The organism is Stenotrophomonas sp. BR163, from assembly GCF_047520985.2.
GTDB classification, from domain to species: domain Bacteria; phylum Pseudomonadota; class Gammaproteobacteria; order Xanthomonadales; family Xanthomonadaceae; genus Stenotrophomonas; species Stenotrophomonas sepilia.
This window is the reverse complement of record NZ_JAXBRE020000034.1, coordinates 24,799-35,364: the sequence shown is the minus strand read 5'-3', so window position 1 is coordinate 35,364 and position 10,566 is coordinate 24,799. Positions and strand designations below refer to the sequence as shown.

The window sequence follows — 10,566 nt, the reverse complement described above, 5'->3', positions numbered from 1 at the left end:
GCTGGCAGGACACGCCGTAAACCCGTCCATGGGGGCTCGATGGCGCCATCCATGGCGCCAACGGTCCTGCCAGCCGCCCCCGTCCCGCCCAACCATCAGCAACCCAGAGCCGCTTTGGCTGTTGATGTTGATGTTGATGTTGATGTTGATGTTGACGTTGCCCGCCGCAGGCGGACCACCGCGCGTCAGCGCGGCGCCTCCACATCCAACCCGATCGGGCAGCTCACGCCGGTGCCGCCGATGCCGCAGTAGCCGTTCGGATTCTTCGCCAGGTACTGCTGGTGGTAGTCCTCGGCGTAGTAGTACGCCGGTGCCGGGTACACGATCTCGGTGGTGATCGGGCCGTAGCCGGCCGCAGCCAGCTGCGCCTGGTAGGCCTCGCGGCTGGCCAGCGCGGCCTTGTACTGGGCCTCGTCGGTGGCATGGATCGCCGAGCGGTACTGGGTGCCGGTGTCGTTGCCCTGACGCATGCCTTGGGTTGGATCGTGGCTTTCCCAGAACAGCTGCAGCAGCCGCTCCAGGCTCACCACCGCCGGGTCGAACACCACCTGTACCACTTCGGTGTGGCCGGTCAGGCCCGAGCAGACCTCTTCATAGGTCGGGTTCGGCGTGATGCCGCCTGCATAGCCGACCGACGTGCTGTACACGCCCGGCTCCGTCCAGAACTTGCGCTCGGCGCCCCAGAAACAGCCCAGCGCAAAGCGGATCTGCTGCAGGCCGGCGAAACGGTCCTTCAGCGGATGGCTGTTCACGAAGTGCTGGTTGCTGTGCAGCGGCAGTGGTTGGTCACGCCCCGGTAGCGCCTCTTCCGGGCGCGGCAGGCGCTGCTTGAAGGCGCCGATGCCGAGGATGCCCTGGCCAATTCCCAACATGATGCGCTCCTACGCCGGAAGGCCGGCAATGTCGTCTGCATCGGAAATGGGGTCGGACGGGGCCTGGCCCAAGTCCAGCGCCGCTACGATGTCCTCGGCCTGCGGCCGCGCCGCATCGGGGATGCCGACCCGCAACACGCCAAACAGCGGCAGCTCGCCCATCCCGCCCAGCAACTGCTCTCCGAACACGAACGCGGGGATACCGGCGTCTTCCAGGGCGTGCTTGACCAGATGGGCGTCGAACAGGTTGTCGGCCTTGTACACGATGTGCATGCGGCGGCTCCTCGGGACAGGGGTTCAGCATACGCCTGGGGGCTGAATGGCGGAGAGGGCGGGATCCGAGAGTTGCCGGCCAGCGGCCGGCAATACCGGAAGACGCCTGGTAGTGCCGGCCGCTGGCCGGCATCCCATACCCCGCCGGGCAACCCCGCCCGGTACGCGCTAGACTGTTGGTCTTTCTGCCTTTCTTTTCGCCGACTCATGTCCGAGCACACCCCCGCCAGCCCCGAGACCCCCGCCGACAGCCACGAGAAGCGCGATTTCATCCGCCAGATCGTGCGCGAGGACCTGGCCAGCGGAAAGCACCAGGCGATCAAGACCCGCTTCCCGCCGGAGCCGAACGGCTACCTGCACATCGGTCATGCCAAGTCGATCTGCCTGAACTTCGGCATCGCCGGCGAGTTCAGCGGCGTCTGCAACCTGCGCTTCGACGACACCAACCCGGCCAAGGAAGATCCGGAATACGTGGCCGCGATCCAGGACGACGTGCGCTGGCTGGGCTTTGAGTGGAACGAACTGCGCCACGCCTCGGACTACTTCCAGGCCTACTACCTGGCCGCCGAGAAGCTGATCGAACAGGGCAAGGCCTATGTCTGCGACCTGTCGGCCGAAGAAGTGCGTGCCTACCGTGGCACCCTGACCGAGCCGGGCCGTCCGTCGCCATGGCGCGACCGCAGCGTCGAGGAAAACCTCGACCTGTTCCGCCGCATGCGCGCCGGTGAATTCCCGGATGGCGCGCGCACCCTGCGCGCGAAGATCGACATGGCCAGCGGCAACATCAACCTGCGCGATCCTGCGCTGTACCGCATCAAGCACGTCGAGCACCAGAACACCGGCAACGCGTGGCCAATCTACCCGATGTACGACTTCGCCCATGCGCTGGGTGATTCGATCGAGGGCATCACCCACTCGCTGTGCACGCTGGAATTCGAAGACCACCGCCCGCTGTACGACTGGTGCGTGGACAACGTCGATTTCGCCCATGACGACGCGCTGACCCAGCCGCTGGTCGATGCCGGGCTGCCACGCGAAGCGGCCAAGCCGCGCCAGATCGAGTTCTCGCGCCTGAACATTAACTACACGGTGATGAGCAAGCGCAAGCTGATGGCGCTGGTCACTGAAGAGCTGGTGGACGGCTGGGAAGACCCGCGCATGCCGACCCTGCAGGGCCTGCGCCGCCGTGGCTACACCCCGGCCGCGATGCGACTGTTCGCCGAGCGCGTGGGCATCAGCAAGCAGAATTCGCTGATCGACTTCAGCGTGCTGGAAGGCGCACTGCGCGAGGACCTCGACAGCGCCGCACCACGCCGCATGGCGGTGGTCGATCCGGTCAAGCTGGTGCTGACCAACCTTCCGGAAGGCCACGAAGAACTGCTGACCTTCAGCAACCACCCGAAGGACGAGAGCTTCGGCAGCCGCGAAGTTCCGTTCGCCCGCGAAGTGTGGATCGATCGCGAGGACTTCGCCGAAGTGCCGCCGAAGGGCTGGAAGCGCCTGGTGCCGGGCGGCGAAGTGCGCCTGCGTGGCGCCGGCATCATCCGCTGCGACGAAGTGATCAAGGATGCCGACGGCACCATCATCGAACTGCGCGGCTGGCTCGATCCGGAATCGCGTCCGGGCATGGAAGGCGCCAACCGCAAGGTCAAGGGCACCATCCACTGGGTCAGCGCCGTGCACGGCGTGCCGGCCGAGATCCGCCTGTACGACCGCCTGTTCTCGGTGCCGAACCCGGATGATGAATCGGAAGGCAAGACCTACCGCGACTACCTCAATCCGGAATCGCGCCGTACCGTCACCGGCTATGTCGAGCCGGCCGCAGCCAGCGCCGCACCGGAGCAGTCGTTCCAGTTCGAGCGCACCGGCTATTTCGTCGCCGACCGCCGCGATCACACCGAAGCCAAGCCGGTGTTCAACCGCAGCGTGACCCTGCGCGACACCTGGTCGGCCTGAGCACCTGCGCGGGCGCCCACACGGCGCCCGCACGCCCCCGACGATGATCACCGCCCTGTCCGCCCTGCTCTGGTTCATCTCGCAGCATCCGCTGCTGACGTTCTTTGCAGCAATGGTGTTGGCCGGGCTGGTCTCGTGGTGGCGGCGTTCGCCGGTCTACGCCATCGTGGTGTTTCCGCTGGCGATGCTCAACATCTTCCTCGGCAGCTTCCTCAACGCCACTTTCCTCAATGCGGTGGGCGAGCGCGGTGAAGCCGTGATCGTGAAGGCCGAGGAAACCAATTCCACGCTCAACGAACAGTACATCTGGCGTTACGAAGCGGTGTTGCGCACCGCCGAGGGCCGCGACGTGGAGGTGGTGTTCCATACCAACACCGCCTCGCTGTGGCCGCTGGAGAACGCCATCCGTATCCCCGCGCAGGACCAGCCGTTCGTCGTGAAGTACACGCCGGGCTTCCCACGCAACTTCGTCATCCTCACCAACGAATCGCCGCACGGCATCGCGCAAGCCCGCGCCAGCGCGCGCGAGCGGGTGGAGGTGACGGCGCGCAAGCTGCACTTCAGCCCGGGCAATGCCGGTTTCCGCGCGGACTATCGCCGCGAGCTGGAAAGCTGGCTGCGCGACCACGGCAACGACCCGCAGCAGCAGTCCGACGCGCAGCGCTATCGCGCCGAACTTGACGCGCTCGACCGCTAGCACCAGGCCCGGCCTGGATGCTCCACCCGATCCATCCACAGGCCTGACATGACCACGACGTCCACCGCCCTCCTCCCACTGCTGCAGCAGGCCCTGCAGGACGTCAGCGTCGCCAGCCGCATCGACGGCAACGCGCTGCTGCTGGACAGCGGACTGCGCCTGACCCCGCATGCGATGGCCGCACACGCGCGCGACAACGGCGGCTGGCAGACCTCCACCGTCATCGAAAGCCAGCATCCGCTGCTGTTCGCTGACGGCCTGTTCGAGTACCAGCACGCCAACGGTACCGATGAACAGGCATCGCTGCTGGCCGGCTTCCAGGCCTGGGCACGGGTGGACCTGGTGACCCTGCAGACCGCGATCGGCGCCGAAGACGCACAGGGCCTGCCGATGATGGGCCTGACCTATCCGGCCGGCGATGACGGCCAGGAACACCAACGCACCGTGGTGCTGGGTCCGCTGGCGCATTACCGCGAGCACGAGGTGGACGCCAGCACCTGCAGCGAGGACGACCATGGGTCCTGTCCGTGCTGCCTGTTCACCAGGAGCATGGACGCCTTCGACGAACTGCTGAAAGCGCGCCCGTTCCTGGCCATCCGCCTGTTCGCCTCGCGCGATGCCGATGGCCTGTGCGAGGCCGATTGCCGGGTCAATGGCCACGACTTCGCCGCTGCCCTGCCATTGCTGCGCGCGTATGCCGCCAGCTGGCCGCAGGCCGGGCTGGAGTTCCGCAAGCAGTACGTGGTGATCCGCACCGGCTCGCCCGGCTGACCCACCGCCACACCCGATACAGGCCGGTGCGGCTACACTGCGCGCCGGTTTCCCAAGCAACCGCACCTTCTTCCATTCCCTACGAGGCACCCCCGCGATGCTGTACGCGCAAGTCCACCTGACCCTTCCCGCCTGGATCCACGACCAGATCGACCTGGATCGTCGATATCCGGGCGATGAGGCCAAGGTCGCGCTGGCGATCGAGCTGTCGCGGTTGAACGTCGAGCACGCCAGTGGCGGCCCGTTCGGCGCCGTGGTGTTCGGCCCGGATGACAAGGTGATCGCCGCCGGCGTGAACCGGGTGATGCCGCACGCCACTTCGCTGGCGCATGCCGAGAACATGGCCTACATGCTGGCCCAGCAACGCCTGCAGACCCCGCGCCTGAACGCGGTGCTGTCGCCGGTCACCCTGGCCACCAGCTCGCAGCCGTGCTGCCAGTGCTACGGCGCCACCGTGTGGGCCGGCATCGACCGCCTGCTGATCGGTGCCAGTGCAGCCGATGTCGAAGAACTGACTCCGTTTGACGAAGGCCCGCTGCCGGCCGACTGGGTCGGCGAGCTCAACAAGCGTGGCATCGAAGTGGTGCAGGGCCTGAACCGCGACGCCGCGCGCAGCGTGCTGCGTGCCTATGGGGAAAGCGATGGCGCCCGTTACTGAAACCGGCATCGGCCTGCTGTGCCTGTGCCGGCAGGGTTTCGAGCCCGAGCTGGCCGGCGAGCTGCAGTTCCGTGCCGGCGAAGCCGGTTTCGCCGGTTATGCGCGCACCCAGCGCAATGACGGCTACGTGCTTTTCATGTGCGACGAGGCCGCGGCCCTGGCACCGCGCCTGCGCTGGCGCGAACTGATCTTCGCGCGGCAGAAGCTGGTGGTGCTGGCCGAGCTGCCACAGCTGGATCCGGCCGACCGCATCACGCCGATGCTGGAGGTGCTGGCCGATGCGCCGCGCTTCGGCGACCTGTGGGTGGAGCATCCCGATTCCGACGCTGGCAAGCCGTTGTCCGGGCTGGCGCGTGCCTTCGGCAACGCGCTGCGCCCGGCGCTGCGCAAGGCTGGCAAGCTCAGCGACAAGCCGAACACCCGCCTGCCGCGCCTGCATGTGGTGTTCGTCGACGGTACGCATGCCTTCGTCTGCGTGGCCGACCCGGCCGACAGCGCGCCGTGGGCACTGGGCATTCCGCGCCTGAAGCTGCTGCCCGAAGCGCCTTCGCGTTCGGCGCTGAAGCTGGACGAAGCGCTGCTGACCCTGCTGACGCCGGAAGAACGCGAGACGCTGGCCAAGCCCGGCATGCGCGCGGCCGACCTTGGCGCCGCCCCAGGTGGCTGGACCTGGGTGCTCACCCGGCAGCACATGCACGTGCTGAGCATCGACAATGGTCCGCTGCGCCAGCACGTGCTGGACACCGGCCTGGTCGAGCACCTGCGCGCCGATGGCTTCCACTGGCATCCGGAACAACCGTTGGACTGGATGGTCTGCGACATGGTCGAGCAGCCGCGCCGCGTCGCCGAACGCATGGCCACCTGGTTCCGCGAGGGCTGGTGCAGGCATGCGATCTTCAATCTGAAGCTGCCGATGAAGAAGCGCTGGGACGAGACCCGGCTGTGCCTGGACCTGTTCCAGGACCAGGCAGGCAAGCCGCTGGTGGTGCGCGCCAAGCAGCTCTATCACGATCGTGAAGAGATCACCGTGCTGGCCTCGCCGCTGCGCTGATCCGTCATCGGCGGCACAGGTTGCCGGGAGTACGCTCCCGGTACCCTCTGGCAAGGAGCCTGTCATGAACCTTCCCCGTTCCGCCGTGCTCGTGGCCACCCTGCTGGCTTCGGTACCGGCGATGGCCCAGCATGGTCCGTCCACCCCTGCGCAGAGCCAGCCGCTGGGCCCGACCGGCGGCGCCATCCGTCAGCAGCCCCTGGATGCCGGCCGCGTCACCGGCAGCGTCGATATTCCGCAGTCGGCCGGCGAGGCACAGGTGACCGTGCGCTCGCTGGAACCCAGCAGCGTGGTTGGCCAGTACCGCATCCGCTTCAGCGACCTTGACGTGAATGGCGACGGTTTCATCAGCCGCGAGGAAGCACAGGCCAACCCGGCGCTGGCCGATGAGTTCAATGCGTTGGACGTGAAGCGTCGCGGCAAGCTGGACCGTGCCGACCTCGCCGGCTGGCTGGTGGATTGAAAAAGGGGACGGAGGGGATTAAGTCGTATGTGCACATACGACTTAATCCCCTCCGTCCCCTTTTTTGTTCACTGATGCCGGAAGCGTGCCAACCAAGGTTGGCACCTGCCAAAGCGGCGTCCCGTGGTTGGCAACGCGCCAGCGACGCCTGTCGCGTCGTGCGGCCTGTATTCCGTTCAGACGCCGGCGGCGCGCTTCCAGAACGCCTGCACCAGCGGCGGCCATCGGCCGACGCAGCCCAGCGCACGGCCCCGGGCCAGGGTCAGGTGCATTTCGTCGTTGGAGAACAGGCGGTTGATCGCATCGAAGCTGTAGGCGGCGATGTGGTTGTCGCTCCGCCGTTCACGTGCCCAGCGCTGCAGGCGCTGCGGCGACAGCCGCGGTTGGCCGCGGCGCTCTGCCGAGGGTGCCAGCCACTGCTGCAGGGCGGCGACATCACGCAGCCCCAGGTTCACGCCCTGCCCGGCCAGCGGATGCACCACATGCGCCGCGTCACCCAACGCCAGCACACGACCGGCCACGTAGTGACGGGCCAGCTGGCGGCGCAGCGGGAATGCCGCACGCGATGAGGCCAACCGCAGCTCACCCAGGCGTGCCGCGAAGGCGCGGGTCAGTTCGCGGTTGAAGCTGTCCTCGTCCAGCGCCAGAACACGCGCCGCCTCGTCCTCGGGCAGGGTCCAGACGATCGAGCTGCGGCGTTCGGCCACCGGCAACAACGCCAGCGGCCCGCTTGGCAGAAAGCGCTGCCAGGCCGTGGCCTGATTGGGAAGATCGCTGTCCACGTAGGCCACCACGCCGCGCTGGTGGTAGTCATGCTTTTCAACCTCGATCCCGGCCAGCTGGCGCAGGGTCGATTCGGCACCGTCGGCGGCCACCGCCAACGCCGCTTCCAGGCGGCGCCCGTCATCCAGGCGCAGGCGCACGCCGTCCTCGTCCTGCTCCAGCGCGTCCACTCGTGCCGGGCAGTGCAGCTGCACACCCGCCGCCGGCAGCGCCGACCACAGACGGTCCTGCAGCAGCCCGTTCTCGACGATGTAGCCCAGTTCGCGACGGCCGAAGCGATCGGCGTCGAACAGCAGATCCTCGCCACCGGCCGCGTCCCACACCTGCATGCGCCGATAGGGCCATGCACGGGCCTGCGCGATCGCCGGCCACACGCCCAGGCGGTTCAGCAGCTGTACGTTGTCGGCAGCGAAGGCGAACACGCGCAGGTCCGGCTGTGCGGCCTGCCACGGCGCCGGTTCGCGACCTTCCACCAGCGCCACCGACAGGCCAGCATCAGCCAGCGCCAGCGCACAGGCGGCACCGACCACGCCACCGCCGACGATGGCCACATCAAGACGCGCGCGCCGGCTCATGCCGCTTCTCCACGGCACAGCCGCGGTACCTCGCCGCGGAAGCCCATCGCACCACCGACCAGCATCGATTGCACCGAGGCGCGCTGCGCGGCCACCAGGCCGAGGCTGCGCAGCGGCCGCATCAGCGGCGCCGGGTTGCTGGTCAGGCGCGCCAGCCCGCCGGAGAACGCCACCGTCTGCCGGCGGTCCTCTTCGCGGCGCGCGACATAGGCCTGCAGCAGTGCATCGCTGCCGGCATCCTCATGCGCATCCTCCAGCAGTTCGGCCAGGGTCAGCGCATCGCGCAGGCCCAGGTTGAAGCCCTGTGCACCCAGCGGATGGATGGTCTGCGCGGCATTGCCGAGCAGCACCGCGCGCTCTCCGGCCAGCGCGCGCGCCAGCACCTGGATGAGCGGATACGCACTGCGCGGGCCGGATTCGAGCAGCCGGCCTGCGCGCCAGCCGATCGCGTTCTGCAGGCGTTGCAGCCAAACCGCATCGTCCAGCGCCATCACCGCATCGGCCTGGTCGCGCGCCACACCGTGCACGGTGCCGAAGTGGCGGTCACCGCGCGGCAGCAGGGCGGTCGGGCCGGTATCGGTGAAGCGCTCCCAGGCCGTGCCATCCGGCGCACGCTGGCTGCGCACGCGGGCGACGAACAGGGTCTGCTGGAAATCATTGCGGTCGACCTCGATGCCGAGCGCGCCGCGCACGCCACTGGTCGTGCCATCGGCCCCTACTACCAGCCGGGCCAGCAGCACGCGCTCGCCGGTCTCGTCGGCCACCCGCACCTGGCGGTAGCCGTCGACCACCTCGCTCAAGCCCAGGAAACGCATCGGCCGGTAGCGCCGCAGCCGCGGCAGCTCCTGCAGGCGCGCTTCCAGCGCCTGGCCGAAGTCCCGCGCCACCACCACCTGGCCGAACCACGGCCGGTCGTAGTCGGAAGCCTCCAGCTGCACCCGGCCGAAATCGCCGGCGCGGCTGACGTGGATGCGGCGGATCGGGCCCGGCGCCATCGCCAGCTTCTGCATGACCCCCAGCGCGGTCAGCGCATTGACCGTGGCAGCGGCAAAACTGAGGTTGCGCTGGTCGAACACCGCCGGCAGCTCGCCGGCCGGGCTGGCCTCGAGCAGGCCCACATCGAGGCCCAGGCGGTCCAGGGCGATGGCCAGGCTGGCACCGACCAGGCCACCACCGACGATCAGCACGTCATGTCGTTCACTCATGGTGTTCATGATACGCGCTCGCCCTGCCCGAACACCCAACATCACCCGACCTGCGCCAACCGGCGCGGCGGGCTAGAATGAAACCTGAATCCGCTCCGGGCCCGCTGCCATGTCCGCCACCGCCAACCGCGCCTTCGTCCTGTCCGTCCTCGTGCTGTTGCTGGCGGCGACCCGGGTCAACCACTTCGCGGCGATCCCCGATGCCTCCTGGGCGGTGTTCTTCATCGGTGGCTTCTACCTGGCCACGTGGACACGCTGGGCGTTTCCGCTGCTGATGGTGTTCGCCGTGCTGGTGGACTGGATCGTGATCCGCAGCAGCGGCCTGGATTTCTGGCAGCACTACTGCGTGTCGCCGGGTTACTGGCTGCTGCTGCCGGCGTACTTCTCGCTGTGGGCCGGCGGCATGCTGCTGGGCCGCAACTACCAGGGCGCACGCTGGCCGGTGCTGGCCAAGGGTGCGCTGCTGCTGGTGGCCTCGGTGGCGGTCTGCCACCTGCTGGCGCAGAGCGGTTTCTACTGGACCACCCGCAACGTGGCCGAGCCGACGCTGGCCGGCTGGGCGCAGAACTACGCACAATGGTTCGGCCCCTACCTGCGCACCACCGCGATCTACGTGGCGCTGGCGGCGGCATTGCAGCTGGCCGTGGAGCAGGTACTGAAGCTCCAGCAGGCCCGCCGCGACATCCGGCACTGAGCTGCGCCATGGGTCATCGCCTCTCGCGCATCTATACCCGCACCGGCGACGACGGCAGTACCGGCCTTGGCGACGGCCAACGCGTGGCCAAGGATGACGCCCGCGTGGCGTCCTTCGGTACCGTCGACGAGGCCAACGCCGCGCTCGGCCTGCTGCTGGCCGCGCCCCTGCCCGAGGATGTACGCGCGCTGGTGGTGCATCTGCAGCACCAGCTGTTCGATCTGGGCGCCGAGCTGTGCATTCCCGGCCACGCCGCGATCCATGCCGCCGACGTCTCGGCCCTGGAGCAGCAGCTGGACCATTACAACGCCAACCTCCCGATGCTGAAGGAATTCATCCTGCCGGCCGGCGGCGAAGCTGCCGCGCGCTGCCATCTGGCCCGCACCATCGTCCGCCGCGCCGAGCGCGAGACGGTCACCCTGGCCCGCCACGAGGCCGTCCGCAGCGAGGCGCTGCAATACCTTAACCGGCTGTCGGACCTGCTGTTCGTGCTGGCCCGGGTGCTGGCCCGCGCCGACGGCCATGGCGAAGCGCTGTGGCAGCCACAGCAGCGCCAGCGCTGAGTCGG

12 protein-coding genes are annotated in these 10,566 nt (G+C 68.3%); 8 read left to right on the top strand and 4 right to left on the bottom strand.

The genetic code is table 11. The features are described from left to right. Positions 1 to 185: 185 nt before the first annotated feature. Positions 186 to 851, bottom strand: coding sequence for a peptide-methionine (S)-S-oxide reductase MsrA (gene msrA / locus ACM0PY_RS19020; RefSeq protein ID WP_032953954.1), 666 nt, complete (start codon positions 849 to 851; stop codon positions 186 to 188). A 30-nt stretch (positions 852 to 881) separates the two neighbouring features. Then, positions 882 to 1,145 (bottom strand): putative signal transducing protein, encoded by a 264-nt coding sequence (locus ACM0PY_RS19015; protein ID WP_005415362.1) that lies wholly within the window; start codon positions 1,143 to 1,145, stop codon positions 882 to 884. A gap of 207 nt (positions 1,146 to 1,352) precedes the next feature. Between ACM0PY_RS19015 and ACM0PY_RS19010 the strand changes: the two genes are divergently transcribed. The 6 genes from ACM0PY_RS19010 (at position 1,353) to ACM0PY_RS18985 (ending at position 6,741) form a co-directional block, all read left to right on the top strand. Then, complete coding sequence (locus ACM0PY_RS19010; protein ID WP_180886112.1) at positions 1,353 to 3,101, top strand: glutamine--tRNA ligase/YqeY domain fusion protein; 1,749 nt, start codon at positions 1,353 to 1,355, stop codon at positions 3,099 to 3,101. A 43-nt stretch (positions 3,102 to 3,144) separates the two neighbouring features. Beyond that, on the top strand, positions 3,145 to 3,798 hold the full coding sequence (locus tag ACM0PY_RS19005; RefSeq protein ID WP_180886113.1) for a hypothetical protein: 654 nt from the start codon (positions 3,145 to 3,147) through the stop codon (positions 3,796 to 3,798). A 48-nt stretch (positions 3,799 to 3,846) separates the two neighbouring features. Beyond that, positions 3,847 to 4,569, top strand: a complete 723-nt coding sequence (locus ACM0PY_RS19000; RefSeq protein WP_180886115.1) for a DUF6348 family protein — start codon at positions 3,847 to 3,849, stop codon at positions 4,567 to 4,569. A 97-nt stretch (positions 4,570 to 4,666) separates the two neighbouring features. After that, positions 4,667 to 5,227, top strand: a complete 561-nt coding sequence (locus ACM0PY_RS18995) for a nucleoside deaminase (RefSeq protein WP_005415358.1) — start codon at positions 4,667 to 4,669, stop codon at positions 5,225 to 5,227. Then, the gene (gene rlmM, locus ACM0PY_RS18990; protein WP_088496053.1) at positions 5,211 to 6,278 is read left to right on the top strand and encodes a 23S rRNA (cytidine(2498)-2'-O)-methyltransferase RlmM; all 1,068 of its coding nucleotides are present in this window, start codon (positions 5,211 to 5,213) and stop codon (positions 6,276 to 6,278) included. The genes ACM0PY_RS18995 and rlmM overlap by 17 nt, the downstream gene beginning before the upstream one ends. Positions 6,279 to 6,342: 64 nt before the next feature. Then, entirely contained in the window at positions 6,343 to 6,741 is a 399-nt protein-coding gene (locus ACM0PY_RS18985; RefSeq protein ID WP_134970583.1) for an EF-hand domain-containing protein, read from the top strand. Positions 6,742 to 6,917: 176 nt separating this feature from the next. Here ACM0PY_RS18985 and ACM0PY_RS18980 read toward each other — a convergent pair whose 3' ends face one another. Next, a complete protein-coding gene (locus tag ACM0PY_RS18980) occupies positions 6,918 to 8,099 on the bottom strand; it encodes a UbiH/UbiF family hydroxylase (RefSeq protein ID WP_171956437.1) in 1,182 nt (393 codons plus the stop codon). Then, complete coding sequence (gene ubiH / locus ACM0PY_RS18975; RefSeq protein WP_180886116.1) at positions 8,096 to 9,304, bottom strand: 2-octaprenyl-6-methoxyphenyl hydroxylase; 1,209 nt, start codon at positions 9,302 to 9,304, stop codon at positions 8,096 to 8,098. Before ubiH ends, ACM0PY_RS18980 begins: the two co-directional genes overlap by 4 nt. A 109-nt stretch (positions 9,305 to 9,413) precedes the next feature. Here ubiH and ACM0PY_RS18970 point away from each other — a divergent pair, with 109 nt between their 5' ends. Next, positions 9,414 to 9,998 carry a hypothetical protein gene (locus tag ACM0PY_RS18970; RefSeq protein ID WP_111178742.1) on the top strand — a complete coding sequence of 195 codons (585 nt, stop codon included), beginning with the start codon at positions 9,414 to 9,416 and terminating at the stop codon, positions 9,996 to 9,998. Positions 9,999 to 10,006: 8 nt separating this feature from the next. After that, complete coding sequence (locus tag ACM0PY_RS18965) at positions 10,007 to 10,561, top strand: cob(I)yrinic acid a,c-diamide adenosyltransferase (protein WP_019661123.1); 555 nt, start codon at positions 10,007 to 10,009, stop codon at positions 10,559 to 10,561. Positions 10,562 to 10,566: the final 5 nt, after the last annotated feature.